Source organism: Longimicrobium sp., from assembly GCF_036399935.1.
In the GTDB taxonomy this organism is placed as follows: domain Bacteria; phylum Gemmatimonadota; class Gemmatimonadetes; order Longimicrobiales; family Longimicrobiaceae; genus Longimicrobium.
The window spans coordinates 81080-98076 of sequence record NZ_DASWMD010000030.1; the positions used below are offsets into that span (position 1 = coordinate 81080).

15 protein-coding genes are annotated in these 16997 nt (G+C 69.5%); 6 read left to right on the forward strand and 9 right to left on the reverse strand.

What is annotated here, in order from left to right; genetic code table 11:
• The first annotated feature begins 1 nt into the window (after position 1).
• On the forward strand, positions 2–1732 hold the full coding sequence (locus VGB24_RS10385) for a PQQ-dependent dehydrogenase, methanol/ethanol family (protein ID WP_331072875.1): 1731 nt from the start codon (positions 2–4) through the stop codon (positions 1730–1732).
• 170 nt (positions 1733–1902) lie between these two features.
• On the opposite strand, the gene VGB24_RS10390 is transcribed toward VGB24_RS10385, so the two are convergent.
• From VGB24_RS10390 to VGB24_RS10425, 8 genes are all read right to left on the reverse strand, one after another.
• Positions 1903–2793: an SLATT domain-containing protein gene (locus tag VGB24_RS10390; protein ID WP_331072876.1), complete on the reverse strand. Its 891-nt coding sequence runs from the start codon at positions 2791–2793 to the stop codon at positions 1903–1905.
• 115 nt (positions 2794–2908) lie between these two features.
• The gene (locus tag VGB24_RS10395) at positions 2909–3850 is read right to left on the reverse strand and encodes a peptidoglycan recognition protein family protein (RefSeq protein WP_331072877.1); all 942 of its coding nucleotides are present in this window, start codon (positions 3848–3850) and stop codon (positions 2909–2911) included.
• Positions 3851–4084: 234 nt separating this feature from the next.
• Positions 4085–4738: a ligase-associated DNA damage response endonuclease PdeM gene (pdeM, locus tag VGB24_RS10400; protein WP_331072878.1), complete on the reverse strand. Its 654-nt coding sequence runs from the start codon at positions 4736–4738 to the stop codon at positions 4085–4087.
• Positions 4735–7230, reverse strand: a complete 2496-nt coding sequence (locus VGB24_RS10405; protein ID WP_331072879.1) for a ligase-associated DNA damage response DEXH box helicase — start codon at positions 7228–7230, stop codon at positions 4735–4737. The genes pdeM and VGB24_RS10405 overlap by 4 nt, the downstream gene beginning before the upstream one ends.
• A 44-nt stretch (positions 7231–7274) precedes the next feature.
• On the reverse strand, positions 7275–8123 hold the full coding sequence (locus VGB24_RS10410) for a hypothetical protein (protein WP_331072880.1): 849 nt from the start codon (positions 8121–8123) through the stop codon (positions 7275–7277).
• A 99-nt stretch (positions 8124–8222) separates the two neighbouring features.
• On the reverse strand, positions 8223–9089 hold the full coding sequence (locus VGB24_RS10415; RefSeq protein WP_331072881.1) for a class I SAM-dependent methyltransferase: 867 nt from the start codon (positions 9087–9089) through the stop codon (positions 8223–8225).
• Between the two features lie 92 nt (positions 9090–9181).
• Positions 9182–9913, reverse strand: a complete 732-nt coding sequence (locus tag VGB24_RS10420; RefSeq protein ID WP_331072882.1) for a hypothetical protein — start codon at positions 9911–9913, stop codon at positions 9182–9184.
• A gap of 327 nt (positions 9914–10240) precedes the next feature.
• Positions 10241–10369, reverse strand: coding sequence for a hypothetical protein (locus VGB24_RS10425; RefSeq protein WP_331026027.1), 129 nt, complete (start codon positions 10367–10369; stop codon positions 10241–10243).
• 135 nt (positions 10370–10504) lie between these two features.
• Here VGB24_RS10425 and chrA point away from each other — a divergent pair, with 135 nt between their 5' ends.
• From chrA to VGB24_RS10440, 3 genes are all read left to right on the forward strand, one after another.
• The gene (gene chrA / locus VGB24_RS10430) at positions 10505–11848 is read left to right on the forward strand and encodes a chromate efflux transporter (protein WP_331072883.1); all 1344 of its coding nucleotides are present in this window, start codon (positions 10505–10507) and stop codon (positions 11846–11848) included.
• Positions 11849–12010: 162 nt separating this feature from the next.
• Positions 12011–12256, forward strand: coding sequence for a helix-turn-helix domain-containing protein (locus VGB24_RS10435; RefSeq protein ID WP_331072884.1), 246 nt, complete (start codon positions 12011–12013; stop codon positions 12254–12256).
• A gap of 8 nt (positions 12257–12264) precedes the next feature.
• Positions 12265–13521 (forward strand): type II toxin-antitoxin system HipA family toxin, encoded by a 1257-nt coding sequence (locus VGB24_RS10440; protein WP_331072885.1) that lies wholly within the window; start codon positions 12265–12267, stop codon positions 13519–13521.
• Between the two features lie 29 nt (positions 13522–13550).
• Here the strand turns inward: VGB24_RS10440 and VGB24_RS10445 are convergent, their stop codons facing one another.
• Complete coding sequence (locus VGB24_RS10445; protein ID WP_331072886.1) at positions 13551–15002, reverse strand: MBL fold metallo-hydrolase; 1452 nt, start codon at positions 15000–15002, stop codon at positions 13551–13553.
• 241 nt (positions 15003–15243) lie between these two features.
• Here VGB24_RS10445 and VGB24_RS10450 point away from each other — a divergent pair, with 241 nt between their 5' ends.
• A complete protein-coding gene (locus VGB24_RS10450; protein WP_331072887.1) occupies positions 15244–16359 on the forward strand; it encodes a PilT/PilU family type 4a pilus ATPase in 1116 nt (371 codons plus the stop codon).
• 26 nt (positions 16360–16385) lie between these two features.
• A complete protein-coding gene (locus tag VGB24_RS10455; RefSeq protein ID WP_331072888.1) occupies positions 16386–16982 on the forward strand; it encodes a thermonuclease family protein in 597 nt (198 codons plus the stop codon).
• Positions 16983–16997 lie beyond the last annotated feature (15 nt).

Below are 16997 nucleotides of genomic sequence, written 5' to 3' on the forward strand. Positions count from 1 at the left end.
CATGCGCACAGCAACCATCGCCCTCCTGGCGCTGTCCGCCGCCGCCTGCGCGGGCCCGCGGCCGCAGTATCCCGTCACCCGCACGGCCGCCCCGTTCCCCGCGTACAACGAGGCAATTCGCGGCACCGCGCCCAACGTCACCGCCAGCGTCACCGGCGACCGCCTGACGCGCGCCCGGGCCGAGCCGCAGAACTGGATGACGTACTACGGCGCGTACGACGGCCAGCGCTTCAGCTCGCTGGACCAGGTGAACGCCACCAACGTGTCACGGCTGCGCCCCGCGTGGAACTTCCAGTTCGCCCCCATCGGGCTGATCGCCACCCCCGCCACCTATTCGTTCGAGGCGGCCCCCATCGTGGTGGACGGGGTGATGTTCGTTTCCGGGTGGGACGGCTACGTGTGGGCGCTCGACGCCGTCACCGGGCAGGTGCTGTGGCAGTACCAGCACGCGATCCCCCTGGACGTTCCGCTCTGCTGCGGCAACGTGAACCGCGGCGTGGCGGTGGCGCAGGGCAAGGTGATCGTGGCCACGCAGAACGCCCACCTCGTCGCGCTCGACGCCACCAACGGCCAGAAGGTGTGGGAGCAGGTGTTCGGCGACGTCCGCGCGGGCGAGAGCGCCACCATGGCGCCGTTGGTGGTGAAGAACCTGGTGATCGTGGGCAGTTCCGGCGCCGAGTACGGCGTCCGCGGGCACATGGATGCCTTCGACGTCGACACGGGGCGGCGCATCTGGCGGCGCTACAACGTGCCGCGCCCGGGCGAGCCGGGGATCGAAACCTGGGGCGGAGGCGACGCGTGGGAGCGCGGCGGGGGGACGGCCTGGATCACCGGCACGTACGATCCGGAGCTGGACCTGGTGTACTGGGGCACCGGCAACCCCGGCCCCGTGTTCGATGACCGCGAGCGGCCGGGCGCCAACCTGTATACCAGCTCCGTCGTCGCCATCGACCCGGACGACGGCACCACCCGCTGGCACTACCAGTGGACGCCCACGGACGTGTGGGACTACGATGGGGTGAACGAGAACATCCTGATCGACCGCGACGGCAGGAAGCTGCTGGCCCACTTCGACAAGAACGGCTACTACTTCCTGCTGGACCGCACCAACGGCCAGCTGGTCACCGTTGCGCCCTTCGCGCGCGCCACCTGGGGCGACATCGACCGCGCGGGCCGCGTGACGCCTCGTCTGAAGCCCACGCCGCAGGGCACGGAGATCTGCCCCGGCCCGGCGGGCGCCAAGGAGTGGCCGCACGCGGCCTACAACCCGCGCACCGGCCTGCTGTACGCGCCCATCATCGAGGCGTGCGCCGAGTTCCGGGTGCGCCCCGTGGAGTTCCGCGAGGGGCTGTTCTACCTGGGCGGCGAGGCCGAGGTGAAAGGCGAGCAGTGGGGCCAGGTGAAGGCGATCGACCCGATGACCGGCCGCGAGGCGTGGTCGTGGCGCGCGCCGCACCCGATGGTGGCGTCCATCCTGACCACCGCCGGCGACCTGGTGTTCACGGGCGAGCCCAACGGCTACTTCAGCGCGTGGAACGCGCGCACCGGCGAGGTGCTGTGGCGCTACCAGACGGGCAACGGCATCCACAGCAATCCCGTGACGTACTCGGTGAACGGCAAGCAGTACATCGCCGTCCCCACCGGATGGGGCGGCTGGCTGGAAGGTTTCGCCCCCGAGATGTTCGGCGCGCCGCGCGGCACCGCGCTGTTCGTGTTCGCCCTCCCGGACTGAACGGAAGTGCGATAGTGCGGAAGTGCGGAAGTGCGGAAGTGCGTTAGTGCGTTAGTGCGGAAGTGCGTGAGTGCGGAAGTGCGTGCGTGCGGAAGTGACGGGACTACGAAATGACGATGCGGGCGGGGATGGCTCCCCGCCCGCATCGGTCGGCATCCAAAGGGTGGCGATCAGTTCGCCGTGATGACGGGCAACTCCACGTTCTGCGTCTTGCCAGCTTCTACGTCGAAGGCGAACTCCCCCCGGTGCACCTTGGCGGTGGCCGTGTCGGTGTACTCCGCCTCCACCTTGGTCGGTCCCGCCTTCAGCCCCACCAGCGCGGCCGTACCGATGAACTTGCCGCTCTGCTCGTTGTTCACGCGCAGCTTGAACTCGCCCGCGTAGGTAGCGCCGTTGTGCTTCACGGTGATGTTCAGCGCACCGACCGCCTTCGCCGCTTCTTCGCGCTTCGCTGTGTCGGCCGCCACCCGCGCCTCGGCCGCCTTCACGGACTCGCCGAGCTGCGCCAGGCTGGCCTGGAACTCGGTGATCCACACGTTCGTCTCTTCCGCAATGATGGTGTTGATCCTGGCCGCGAACTCCTTGGCCCGCGTGAGCATCTGGCTCGCCTGCTCGGACGTAGGTTGAGGCCCGGTCCATGCCAGGCGGGCAAGCTGCCAGTCCATCTCAAACTCTTCCAAGGCGGTTCGAAGCAGGAGGTCCGTCTTGATCAACCGCATCCAGCCGCTGGAATTGTTGAACAGCTTGTCGAAGCCGAACAGGGCAGCCGCAACCGCCACGGCAAGCGAGGTGAACAGCGGCGAGATCTGAAATGGCTTGTCGAGCTTCTGTCCGAGTTCCGAAATCAGGGGGAGCAGCCCGGATACCGAAAGGAGAACCACGGCCCCGCCTCGAAGACCAATCGCCCAATGCTTCTTTGGCTTCCGGCTGTCCTTGTACCAGCGGATTGCGTCCTGTGCGTCCTCCGTGACGTGGGCGTACACGATCTTCAGGCACTCGGCGCGATTACCTTCTTCCCACGTCAGATCTTCGAGCTGTGTGGGGGTGAGATCCTTTACCATTGGGAGATCCTTGCGGTGAACGAAATGAGGAGGAGTTCGTGCAGCGGTTTATGATTGGATGGACACGCGCCGGGCGATTCACCGCCCGGCGCGCGTCCTTGTCGGCGAGGGGAGATCAGAGCGGGCCGGCGGTGACGTCGGCGAGGTTGCGGCCGCGGTCGGCGAGCTCCGCATGGATGGCGCGGCTGACGAACGTGCTCCACAATCCGTTGGGAACCAGCCCCTCGTGGCGCTGGAACAGCAGGAGCGCGTTTCGGCTGCTGGCGCCCCAGCTTCCGTCCACCCCCGCCGCGCCGATGTTGTAGCCCAGCGCCTTCAGAGCACGCTGCCGCTGCCGCACCGTCTCCAGCGGCGTCCACACGTCGTTGATCGTCTTTTCGGGATAGATGCCCCGCAGCACCTTGGCGAACGGAAAGCCGCAGACGTCGATCTTGTAGGCGTTTCCGCTGCCGTCCAGGGGACAGATGTCGTGGTGCCCGTGATGGTCGTTCGGGCCGATGTGGGGCCAGCGCTTTACGATCTCGCGCCCCACCTCGATGCACATGGTGATCTGCTCGGCCGTCCAGGGCTGCACCCGGATGGACACGCCCAGCGGCGTCGCCGTGCTGATCCAGTCGGCTTCGGCCTTGATCCCGTCCACGTTCGCGCCGATGTGCGAGGTCTCGATGCCGATGGTGGTGCGCGAGCCCTTGAAGTCGTCGTCGCCCTGCAGTGCCTTTCCGTCCCAGCGCAGCGTCTGGTGCTTGCCGGCGTGCCAGGAGCGATTGTCGAGCGACACGTAGCGGTCTACCCCCTCGGCGAAGCTGCGGCCGATGCCGTAGTGCGCCGAAGCCTCCCCCTTCCGCTCCGCCTTGGCCCCGCCCAGCACGTCGCGCAGCACGGAAAGCCGCCGGGTAACGGCCCAGTGCCAGGTTACGCCGAGCGGCTTTGCGCCGTGCCGCTGAAGCCAGCCGCGGCTCACGGCCTGTCCGTCCTCCACCGGGATCAGGTGGTCGTTACGAATGGTGAACGCCGGCGCGGCGATCGTTACCGCGGGTGCGGCGATGGTTTCGGGCATGGGAGTTCTCCTGAAGGAAAATGGCGGAGGTCTGGATGGGAGAGTGCCCGGAAGTGCCGCGGTGATCGGAAACGCCGCGAGCGGGTGGGCAGGGACCGGGCCCAGCAAAACGGGCGCCTACGGATGTTGCGGAATTTACCCGCGCAGATACTCGGTTTCGCGGCACGAGGACGATCAGAATGGGGCACGCCTGCCCCACGTTCTGGGGCACCGCCGGGATACGCAGCCGCGGTTTCAGCCGATCTCCAGCACCTGCGCGTCCGCGACCACGTACAGCCGGTCGCCTTCGCTGACGGGCACGTCTGCCGTGCCGGTGAACTCGCCGAAGGCGGGGAGAATGCCCACGCGCGGACCGAAGTGGAAGCAGGGGAGCCGCTGGCGCTGGCGGCCGATCCCCCGCAGGGTGACGGAGGGATGGATGTGCCCGGCGAGGATGTAGCACGCCGGCGCGGGCTCCGGGTGGTGCGCGTAGGCGAACGGCGCGTCGGGGAGCGGGCCATCGACGCACTCGATGCCCAGCTCCCCCGGCGGGTCGCCCGCGTGCCGGTCGTGGTTGCCGCGCACGAGCGTGATGCGCAGATGAGGATGCGCATCCCGCCACCGCGCGAGCGTATCCAACGTCGCGGCGGCGCGGCTGGCGCGCGCGTGGAAGAAGTCGCCCAGGTACACCAGGTGCTCCGCCGCGGTCCGCTCCAGCGCGGCCGTCAGCCGGGCGAGCGTTTCCGCCGTGGTGCCGCCCGGGACGGCCAGCCCGTGTGCCCGGAACGCCGCCGCCTTGCCGAAGTGCGGGTCCGCCACGAGCAGGGTGCGGTTCGAGGGGCGGTACGCGGCGCGCTCCGGCAGCAGCACCAGCCGCTCGCCGCACAGCTCGATCTCCAGGTCCTTCATCGCCCCGTGTCCGCCGCCTTTTCGAGTGCCACCTTCATCCGCTGCACCCGGTCGCCCACCGACTCGCTGGTGACGGAGTTGCGCGTGCGGTCCACCAGCAGCGGAAACGCCAGCGGCGGCGTGCGCTTGGGCTCCGTGATCACCACGCGGCCTGCCGAAAGGCGCTCCAGCGTCTGGCCCAGGCGGCTGCTTTCCAGCTGCCGCTCCATCACCTCCCGGTGCGCCTGGCTGACCAGCAGGTTGCCGGGATCGTACCGGGTGAACACGTCGAAGAACAGCCCGCTCGAAGCCTGCAGCTGCCGGGCGGACTTGCCCGCGTACGGAAAGCCCTGGAACACCAGTCCCGCCACCCGCGCGATTTCGCGGAACTGCCTGCGCGCCATCTCCGCCGCGTTCAGCGAAGCGGGAACGTCGTCCACCAGGCCCTGCGGCGAGAGCAGGCCGGCAGCCAGCGCCTCGTCCAGCGGGGCGGGCTCCGGCGACAGCAGCTCCACGCCGTAGTCGTTCATCGACATGGTGAACGAGATGGGCACCAGCCGCGAGATGCGGTACGCGAAGAGCGCCGCCAGCCCCTCGTGCACCAGCCGGCCGTCGAAGGGAAAGAGGAACAGGTGGTGCCCCTCGCGCGTCTTCACCCGCTCGATCAGCAGCTCGTCGGCGCGGGGGATCCGCGACCAGCGCGCCTGCACCTCGAGGATGGGGCGGATGGCCTCCATCTCCGGGTCGCGGAACACGCCGCGCGACGCTTCCTCCAGCCGGGCGCGGAGCGAGGCGGCGAGTTCGGTGGAGAGCGGCATCCGCGCCCCCATCCACCGGGGGATCAGCCCCTTGGTGGATTTCGTCCGGCGCACCCAGGCCGTCATGTCGCGCACACGGACGAACTCCAGCGGCTTCCCCGCGAAGACGAAGCGGTCGCCGGGGTTCAGCCGCGCGATGAAGCTCTCCTCCACGCTCCCCAGCCGCGCCCCCGCCACGTACTTCACCGTGATGGACGCGTCGCTGACGATGGTGCCGATGGACATCCGGTGCCGCCGCGCCACGCCGCGGTCCTCCACCACGTATGTCCCGTCGTCGCGCACCACCACGCGCTGGAACTCGGGGTAGGCGCTCAGCGCGTCGCCGCCGCGGGTGACGAAGTCCAGCACCCACTGCCACTCGTCGTCCATCAGCCCGGCGTACGAGCGGGTGGTGCGTACCTCCTCCTTCAGCTCGTCCGCGCGAAATCCGCCACCGAGCGCCACCGTCACCACGTGCTGGGCCAGCAGGTCCAGCGGCCGCTCCACCGGGTGGCGCGACTCCACCGAGACCGCGCGCACCCCATCGCGCGCCGCCGCCACTTCGATCAGCTCCAGCGTATTCGTCGGCACGCAGGTGACCCGGCTGACGGCGCCCGGACGGTGCCCGCTGCGTCCCGCGCGCTGAAGCAGGCGCGCCACGCCCTTGGGCGAGCCGATCTGGAGCACGCGGTCCACTGGGGAGAAGTCCACGCCCAGGTCCAGGCTGGACGTCGCCACCACGCAGCGCAGCTTGCCGGTGCGCAGGCCGTCCTCCACCCAGTCGCGGCGCGCGCGGTCCAGCGAGCCATGGTGAAGCGCGATCTGCCCCGCCCAGTCCGGCCGCGCGTCCAGCAGCGCCTGGTACCAGATCTCCGTCTGCGACCGCGTGTTGGTGAAGACGATGGCAGTCTCCCCCTCCTCCACGGCCTCCACCACCTGCGGAAGCATCTGCGTGCCCAGGTGCCCGGCCCAGGGAAACCGCTCGATCGTGGGCGGAATCAGCGAATCCACCACGATGTCCTTGGGCACCAGCCCGCGCACGATGCGGCCGGGGGTGGACTCCGCCCGCACGCCGAGCAGCGCGTCCTTAGCGTCCTCCAGGTTGCCGATGGTGGCCGACAGCCCCCACGTCCGCATTTCGGGCCGCCAGCCGCGCAGCCGCGCCAGGGCCAGCTCGGCCTGCACGCCGCGCTTGCTGCCCATCAGCTCGTGCCACTCGTCGACGATCACCGCCCGCAGGTCCGAGAACAGCGCGCGGGCCTCGTCGCGGGACAGGAGCAGGGCCAGGCTTTCGGGGGTGGTGACCAGCGCGGTGGGAAGGCGCGTGCGCTGGCGGGAACGGACGGCCGCGGAGGTGTCGCCCGTGCGCGACTCCAGCGTCCACGAAAGCTCGAGGTCCGCGAGAGGCGCGCGCAGGGCGGCCTCGGTGTCGGCGGCGAGGGCGCGGAGGGGGGTGATCCACAGGATGCGGAGCGGTGGCGCCTTGGCTCCCGTGGCCGATCCCTCGGCGAGGGACTCGAGCACGGCGCCCATCCACGCCGCGTACGTCTTGCCCGTTCCCGTCGCGGCGTGGATCAGCCCGCTCTCGCCGTCCAGGTACGCGCTCCACACCTCGCGCTGAAACGCGAACGGCTCCCATCCCCGCGAGGCGAACCAGCGCTCGGCGGGCTCGATTCGCGGATCGGAAGTCGTGTCAGGGCGGCGGATGCGGATCATGGAGCGTATCCACAATCAACATCCGCGCCCGAACGCCGGTGCGGTCAGACGGTTTCGATGCTCAGCAGCCGTCGCGTGCGGTCGCGGAGGCCGGCGTCCCACCGCATGGACTGGCGGTCTTCCAGGGCCAGGTCGTCATCCGAAAGCATCGCGTAGGCGTTCCACCCGCCGATGAACAGGAGCAGAACGGCCATCCCGATCCCCTCCGCGGCGGCGGGAAGAAACCCGAACACCACCTTCATCACCACCAGCAGCACGATGGTGGTCCCGATCCCCGGCGCGTAGCTCCGCAGCGCAGCCAACGGCTCGGATGCCCGCACGCCATGCCATTCCGCCTCGGCGGCGAAGGTGCGGATCAGGCGGTACATCTCGTCCGTGGGCGGCGCTTGGCGCAGCGTGATCGCCGCACCGCTGGTGCCCACCACGCGCAGGTAGGCGCTGTCCAGGCTCTCGGAATCGCGATACGAGGCGATGGCGTCCCACGGGATCAGCGCGGTCACTTCGGCGCCGTCCAAGCGAAGCATCCGCTGGCTGATGCCCCGCTCGTCCACGACGAATTCCGCCATCGGCCGGGCGAGCCCGCGGTACAGCGCCCGCGCCCCCGCCGCGCCGGCGACGAGCACGCATCCGCCCGCGATCACCAGGTTCGATGCGTCCGTCGTCCAGCCGATGAACATCCCGACGAGGGACAGGAACGCCAGCATGGTCCAGGCGGCCGCGACCGTCACCGCGACGTCCCCGTCCATCGTGCGGAGGGTGATGCGGGCGTGGGGAGCCTCGCGAGGCGCCTCCTCCACGGGCGCGACGATCGGGACGGGCGCCGGTTCCAGGTCCGTCCCGAACAAGGTCCACGGGTCGGGCGTGCGGGTCTGCGCTTGGGCGACGTGCATCATCTTCTGATTGCCAGGATCCGAGGCTCGCGCATTCCGGCTCGAACGCCGGAGGTCGTGCAGGAAAGTACGGACACCTGGCCGCGAAGATTCAGCCGACCGTCAGCCTTCGCGGCGGACCGACACGCCGAACATCAGGGGGAGGTCCGGATAGCCCTCCGGCATCCGGAAGCGGCGGCCCGGCTCCGAACGCATCCCGCGGAAGGGAGTGCATCCGTTGCTGTACGGCCACTCGCGCAAGGTTTCGACGCGAAGCCCAGCGCCGATCAGCGCCTGCACGACCTCGGCGACGCCCCACTGGAAGTCGTACGAGCGATGCGGATTGCGGAAGTCCTTCACGCCTTCCGTGCGCTCCCCAGCGATCAGCCCGTCGCCGGAAAACGCGACGTAGTCACCCACGCCTTCCACGTATTCGATGGGCTCGCGACTGGAATAGGGGAACCGCAGGCGCAGGTCTTCGTCGTACATCATGGCGGCGGGATGAAACTCCACCAGCACGAACCGGCCGCCGGGCGCCAGGATACCGGCGATTCCGCGCGCCCACGCATCCAGGTCCGTCAGCCAGCACACCGCGCCATACGACGAGAACGCCAGGTCGAAGCGCCGCCCGCCGCGCGCCGCCTCGGCCAGCCAGGCGTAGACGTCGGCGCGCTCGAAGGCGGCGGGGATGCCGCTCTCGGCCGAGAGGCGCCGCGCGAAGTCGATCGCCTCGTCGCTGATGTCCACGCCGGTCACCACCGCGCCCAGCCGCGCCAGGCTGAGCGTGTCCTGCCCCGCGTTGCACTGCAGGTGCACCAGCGTCCGGCCGGCGAGCGGACCCAGCAGCTCCAGCTCTTCCGGGAAGAGCGTGCTGCCGCCGCCGCGGAAGAACGCGGCCTGATCGCCCTTGTGGCTGTTGTGCGCCACCGTGGCGGCGTTCCACGACAGGCGGTTGGCTTCGTGAAGATCGGTGCGAAGGGACTCGGGCATGGACAGACGGGCGTCAGGCGAAGGGAGGGATGAATCCGAATCCGCCACAAACACTACTTACCCCCGAAGCGGCCAGCAAGCGACTCGGCCGGTCAAGCGGCTCGTGCCCGGGCGGCGGTGAGCACGATCTCCCGGAACGGGGCCAGACCATTGGCGTACACGGCGTCGAACCGATCCAGCGCCCGGACGGTTTCGCGGAGCGGCGGGCTCATCCATCCAATCAGGTCCAGCGCAATCGCATGCTGCTCGCGCAGGTCGCGCCAGTGCCAGATGGGCTCGTGGTGAAACGCGCGGTTGCGCAGGTGCCGCACCCGATTGAGCAAGGGAGACAGCGCCTTTCGATTCCTGAACCGCTTGGGCGCGTCGGCAAAGATCTTTTGCCCGAACAGCCTCGGCCACAGGATGCGCGTGTTCTCGTAGCGCACGTCGAAGAGCGTGGTCCAGAATCCGAACGTCAGCTCCGCGACGAGCCGGCAGGGCTCGAGCGGTTTTCCCGCATCGCGGAGGCGCGTTTTAGCCCCTGCGATCTTGCCCCGGTCGCCGGGCAGCAGGACAGCCGTGTCGAGCCAGCAGGGCACCTGCGCGAGGTTTGGCGACGCGGTGAACGGGTACGATGCGCAGCCCGCGTCGAACACCGCGTTCCGAAGCGCCACCTCCAGGGTCTGCAGCGTTGGATAGGTCGCCTCGCACAGGGCGACGTTCCACAGGTATCTGCCCAGAACATCCGCCCAGGGCACGCCGGTGCCGCCGTATCCGCCCAGGCGCTCCCGCGAGAGTGCCTGCCAGACGGCTCTCGCATACGGATCTTGCGCAAACTCGTTCATGGCGCTATCATGGTGAGCACTGTCCCCGGGCTATTGCTCTCCCGACCTCGCGTCGGTGATCAACCCGGGGTTTTCTTTTGTCCGGACATAAAGTTAGCAGCGTGGACAGGTGCGTCCAAGCAACTTCTCCGGACACGCGTGACACCAATAAAAGAGGCGCGGAGCCCGGGGGCCCCGCGCCTCTGTTTGCGTTCGATCCGCCCGACGAAGCGTCAGATCCCGCCGTCGCCGGGCCCGCGGCTGTTCACCTGCTGCAGGAAGATCGACAAGAAACGAGGCGCGGAACCGGTTGGATTCCGCGCCTCGCGTCGTTGTGGTCGGGCTGGGTCAGCGCGCCACGGCGGCGCGGCGCCATCCGGCGAGCCCGGGAACCGGGGAGGCGGCGGGCACCAGGCCCACGGCGATCATCACGCTGCGCACGGACTTCGAAACGAGCTTGTATGTAGAGGCGAACATCTTGGTGCTCCGTCTTTCCGTTAGGGATCATCAGGTCCTGCCCGGCACCGTACGCGGCAGGTGCTGCCAAGGTTTCAAGCGATCGGTCCCGCCCTGCGTTTGTGCTCGTTCCGTCCGCCGGTTATCGTCCCGCCCATGCTCCCCCCGATCGCATCCCCTACCGAGACCGACGCCCTTCCCCACGTGCCGTTCCGCGAAGCCGTGCGGACGTGGGCGCGCGTGGGATTCCTGAGCTTCGGCGGGCCGGCCGGGCAGATCGCCGTCATGCACCGCATTCTGGTGGACGAGAAGCGGTGGATCGGCGAGGCGCGCTTTCTTCACGCGCTGAACTACTGCATGCTCCTGCCCGGCCCCGAGGCGCAGCAGCTGGCGACGTACGTGGGATGGCTGCTGCACCGCGCGAAAGGTGGCCTGGTGGCGGGGCTGCTGTTCGTGCTCCCCGGGTTCCTGACCATGCTGGCACTCAGCGCCACCTACGCGGCGTACCGCAACACCGCGCTGGTGGCGGCCCTGTTCTTCGGGCTGAAGCCGGCGATCATCGCCGTGGTGGTCGAGGCGGTCATCCGCATCGGCCGGCGGGCGCTGAAGGACCGCGCGCTGGTCGCGGTGGCGGCGGCGGCGTTCGCGGGCATCTTCTTCCTGCACGTTCCTTTTCCGCTGATCGTGCTCGGCGCGGGCGTCGCCGGATGGATCATCGAGCGCCGCCGCGTCGTCGTTGAGGGACCGCCGTCCAGCGTCGTGCCGCGCCAGGGGAGCCGCGGGGCGGAGTGGATGCACACCGTCCGTGTCGTGGCGTTGTGGCTGGTGATCTGGTGGATGCCGGTGGCGCTGGTGTGGATGGTGTTCGGCCGCGCGAGCGTGTTCGTGGACCAGGGGCTGTTCTTTGGCCACGCGGCGGCGGTGACGTTCGGCGGGGCGTACGCGGTGCTGGCGTACGTGGCGCAGCAGGCGGTGGAGCGGTACGGCTGGCTGATGCCGGGGGAGATGCTGGACGGTTTGGGAATGGCGGAGACCACGCCCGGGCCCCTGGTGCTGGTGCTGCAGTTCGTGGCGTTCGTGGGCGCCTACCGCGATCCCGGCGCGCTCCCGCCGATGCTGGCCGGGGTGCTGGGCGCCACGCTGACCGCGTGGGTGACCTTCGCGCCGTCGTTCCTGTTCATCTTCGCGGGCGCACCGTACGTCGAGCGCCTGCGTGGCAACCGCGCGCTCGCCGCGGCGCTGCGGGGGATCACCGCCGCGGTCGTGGGGGTGATCCTGAACCTGGCCGTCTGGTTCGCCCTGCACGTGCTGTTCGGCCGCATCGGCGAGGTGCGCGGCTTGGGGCTGCGCGTGCTCGTTCCGGACTGGGCCACGCTGAACCTGCCCTCCCTGCTCATCGCCGTCGCCGCCGCCGTCGCGATCTTCCGCTTCAAAGCCGCCATGCTCCCCGTCCTGGCCGGCGCCGCTGCATGCGGCACCGCCTATGGCCTGCTCGGGTGATCGAACCCTATTGGGAACGATTGTGCAAGAAACGGGTATTCGTTCCCTATAGGGGCTGAAATGACCAAACTTCCGCGATCGGACCCTTTAGGGAACGAAGAGCAGGTTTCGGGGGTTTCGGACCCTAAAGGGAACGACAATTCACCCGTGGAAGACGCATTCATGTCAGCAGACGAGTTCCCCATGCGCGACCTGCAGGACCTTGCCGAGGTGGTCCGGCGGCGGCGGCGCGAGGAAAACCTTACGTTCGACCAGGCGGCGGACCGGTTCGGCGTGGGGCGAAGGCTGCTGGTGGAACTGGAGAAAGGGAAGCGGAACGTGCGCGCGAACATGCTGCTCGACCTGCTTCAGCTGCTGGGCTACGACGTCGTGCTGCGCCGCCGGGGCGGCGGCGGGCAGGAAGGGTAATCGGGGCCATGCTGGACGTGTACTTGTACGAGTCGCTCGTCGGCCACATCCGGGAGGAAGGTCCGCACCGGCTCAGCTTCCGGTACGGCGAGCAGGCGCTGGACGAGCCGGAAAAGTACGTCCTGTCCGTTCGCCTGCCGGTACGCGCCGAGCCATACGACCACGATGCGACGATGGTCTTCTTCGAGAACCTGCTTCCGGAGGGAGAAGGCCGCGATCTGATCGCCCAGGCGAAGCAGTTTTCACCCGGGGACGTTTCGGGGCTCCTGGGGATGATCGGGGGCGAGTGCGCGGGCGCGGTTTCGCTCTGGCCGGCGGGCACAACTCCGCCGAGTGAGCCCCGCTACCAGTCGTTGAGCCCGGCTGAACTGACAGCCCTCTTCGACCAGGAATATGGCGAGCACGTGATGGAAATGCAGGTGGCGGAGCGGCTTTCCATGAGCGGCGCGCAGCAGAAGATGGTGTTCCGGCGCCGGGGCGACGCCTTCCAGCTTCCGCTGCACGGCTCGCCCAGCAACGCCGTCATCAAGCGGGCGAAGCCCGTGTATCCCGGGCTGGTGCTGAACGAGCTCGCCTGCATGTGGCTGCTGCGGGCCTGCGGCTTCGAGGCGGCGGAATCACGCGCGGTAGGCGGCGAACGCCTGCTGTTCGAAAGCGTTCGCTACGACCGCGTGGAAGATGCCGAAGGCGGGCTGCGCCGCCTGCACCAGGAGGACTTCTGCCAGGCCACCGGCCACCGGTCGGCGCAGAAGTACCAGGCCCGCGGCGGACCGGCGTACGAAGCGATCGGGCGGGTGATCCGCCGCCACAGCGTGGATCCGTTGCGCGACCTGGAAACGCTGGCGCGCTGGGCACTGTTCAACGTCCTGGTCGGCAACAACGACGCCCACGCCAAGAACCTGTCGCTGCTGTACGCCGGGTCGCGGGTGCGGCTGGCGCCGATCTACGACGTGGTGTCGACGCACGTGTATCCGCACATCGACCGGCAGTTTTCCATCGAGATCGGTGGGCAGAAGACGGTGGAGGGGCTTCACCGGATGGCCCTCGACAAGTTCGCCCGCTCGCTGGGAATGAGGGCGCCGGCGATCGCCCGGCTGGGGGCTCCACTGATCGAGCAGGTACGGAGCAGCCTCGATGGGGTGCTGAACCAGGTCGGCGCCGGGTACGCCCATCATCCCGTGCTCGACCAGATCCGCGACCTGGTGCTGCAACGAGCCTCACTCGTAGAGAGCTGGCTCGCGCTGGCCACGGTGAAGCCGAAGTAGCGCGGCGGCGCCCGCCCCGCCGCGCGAATTCAGGCCGGCACGAGGTCGGCCTGCGGCTTCTCGACCGGGAGGCCGGCGGCGTGCCAGGCCTGGTATCCGCCGGTGAGGTTGATGACGTCGGTGATGCCGCGGGCCTGAAGGACGCTCGCGGCGATGGCGGAGCGCGCGCCGCCCTGGCACTGCAGCACCACCGGCTTTCCACTCGGCACCTCGTCCATGCGGTCCGGCAGGTAGCCCAGGGGAACGTTCAGAACCGACGGCAGGTGGCCCGCGTCCCACTCCGCGCGCCCCCGCACGTCGATCACCTCCACGTCCCCCGCCTCCATCCGCGCCCGCAGCTCCGCCGCCGTAATCTGCGGGATGCGCTCCAACGGCCGGCCGGCGCCGGCCCACGCCGCCACCGCGTCGCTCCCGAACCAGCCCGCCACCGTATCCAGCCCGATCATCGCCAGGTCCTTCACCGCCTCGGCCACGGCCGCGCCCGACTCGTCGGCCATCAGCAGGTAGAACGGCTGGCCGAAGGCGACCAGCGATCCCGCCCAGGTGCTGAACGACTTGTTGAAGGGGATGTTGATGGTGCCCGGGACGTGCCCCTGGCCGAACGCGTCCGTGGAGCGCGTATCCACCACCGTCGCCCCGCCGTCCAGCACCGCCGCGAGCGCGTCCGCCTCCATCCGCGCCGGTCGCGGAAAGCCGTTCAGCAGGGCCGGGCCCTCGCGGTTGATGCGCTTCATCTGCGCGAAGTACTTTGGCGGCTCGGGCTGGCCCGCCAGCACGGTGCGGACGAAGGCGTCCTCGCTTTCTTCCGACACCGCCCAGTTGAACAGCTTTTCGTAGCCCAGCGTGCTGTGCGGAATGGCGCTCATCCCCTTGCCGCAGGCGGAGCCGGCGCCGTGCCCGGGCCAGATCTGCAGCCAGTCGGGCTGCCCGGCCTTGAAGCGCCGCAGGCTGGCGAACAGGCTGCGCGCCCCCGCTTCCATCGTCCCCGCCACGCCGGCCGCCTTTTCCAGCAGGTCCGGCCGCCCCACGTCGCCCACGAAGATGAAGTCGCCCGTCACCGCCGCGATGGGCCGGTCGGCGGCGGCCGCGTCGGTGATCAGAAAGCTCAGGTGCTCCGGCGTGTGCCCGGGGGTGTGGAGCACCGTCACCCGCACGTTGCCCACGGAAAAGCGGTCGCCGTCGCGCACCAGCGTCGCGCCGTCCGCCGTGGCGAAGGCGTACTGCCAGTCGTCGCCGCCCTCGGCCGAGAGGTAGAGGCGCGCGCCCGTGCGTGCCGCCAGTTCGCGGCTTCCCGAGACGTAGTCGGCGTGGATGTGCGTTTCCGTCACCGCCGTCACGCGAAGCTTTTCCGCTTCCGCCGCGCGCACGTACTGCTCCACGTGGCGGTTGGGGTCTACCACCAGCGCGTCGCCCGTGGCCCCGCAGCCGATCAGGTAGCTGGCCTGCGCGAGCTTTTCGTCGTAGAAGCGCTTGACGATCATGACAGTGCGTGGGTGCGGTGTGCGTACGTGCGGGTCAGACCCGAAGGTAACATGCCGGGGCGCGTTTCGCCGCCTCCGCCCCGGCGAACACAAGAATAGGCGGTTGGTGGCGGGTGCCGTCGGGCGTTGCGAATGTTATCGTTAGGCACACGACCATGCGCGCGGCACCGGTCCGCGCAATCTCATCTCCCGAAGACGCACGCCCGGTGGGCGCGCGGTCGCATCCCGGAGCCCGTACCCGGTGGACAAGATCATTGCGGCGGCGGTGGAGCGCGGGGCAAGCGACATCCACGTGAAGGGCGGCGACTTCGTCCGCGCGCGCATCAACGGACGCCTGGTGCCCCTCACCCGGCAGAAGCTGACGCCCGACCATTCGCGCGCCTTTGCGCTGAAGGTGCTGCCGACCGAGCGCGCGCGGTCGCAGATCGACGAGATCATGGACTTCGACTGCTCGTGGGGGCTGTCGGGGACGGGGCGGTTCCGCGTGAACATCATGCGGCAGCGCGGAAGCTTCAACGTGATCCTGCGCGTGATCCCCTTCGAGGTGCCCACGCTGGAAAGCCTGGGGCTGCCGAGGATCGTGGAGCAGATGGCGCTGGCGGAGCGCGGGCTGGTGCTGGTGACGGGTGTGACGGGAAGCGGCAAGACGTCGACGATGGCCGGGATGATCCAGCACATGAACCAGCATTCCGAGCGGCACATCGTCACGCTCGAAGATCCCATCGAGTTCCTTCACCGCGACAACCACTGCTCCATCTCGCAGCGCGAGGTGGGCACCGACACCGACTCGTTCCACAAGGGGCTGCGGGCGGCGCTGCGGCAGGACCCGGACGTGATCCTGATCGGCGAAATGCGCGACAGCGAGACCATCGAGATCGCGCTGAAGGCCGCCGAAACGGGGCACCTGGTGATCAGCACCCTGCACACCAAGGACGCCACCAACACCATCTCGCGCCTGATCGCCGCCTTTCCCACCGACGAGCAGAACACGGTGCGGCTGCGGCTTTCCGACGCGCTTCACGGGGTGATCTCGCAGCGCCTGCTCCCCCGGGCCGAGGGCCAGGGCCGCGCGGTGGCGGCCGAGGTGATGCTGCGCACGGGGACCATCGAGGACTGCATCCGCGACCCCGACCGCACCGCGGAGATCCGCGACCACATCGCCGCCGGCCGCGAAAGCTACGGGATGCAGACGTTCGACCAGCACCTGGCTGACCTGGTGCGCAGCGGCACCGTCCGCTTTGAGGTGGCGCGCGCGGCGGCCAGCAACCCGGGCGACTTCGACCTGCACGCCCGCCTGGCCGCCCCCTCCTCCGCCGACGCGGACCTGAGCGGCATCATGATGGGCTCCAGCTATTGATGGGCTTTCGGCGAGCGGGCGGGTCGATGCTTCTCGCGGCCGCACTTGCCGCCTGCGAGCCGCCACCGGTGGAGGACGCGGGAACGCGCGGCGCCACGCCGCCGATCGTCCCAACCATCGAGCTCGGAACGAAGGAAAACCGCGACTCGGCCGCCGCGCCCCGCCGCTCCGATGATCGTGACGCGGGGGGGCTGGCGTGTGTGGTGGCGCACGACGGGGTCCGCGACGGCGACACGCTGCGCTGCGCGGACGGCCAGCGCGTGCGCCTGCTGATGATCGACGCGCCCGAGCTGGGCCAGGGCGCCAGCGGCGAGGCGGCGGGGGACGCCCTGCGCGCGCTCGCCCCGCCGGGGACCCGCGTGCGCCTGGAAACGGACGTGCGGGAGCGGGACCAGTTCGAGCGCCTCCTGGCGTACGCCTGGCTGCCAGACGGGCGGATGGTCAACGAAGAGATGGCGCGGGCGGGATATGCAGTGGCGCTCGTCTATGCCCCGAACGTGCGCCACGCGGACCGCATCCGCGCGGCCGTGCGGCAGGCCCGGGCGGAGCGGCGAGGGCTGTGGCGGGAAGGCGCGTTCGAGTGCGAGCCGCGGGAGTGGCGCGCGGGCCGGTGCGGGCGCTGATCGCTCACCCGCTGA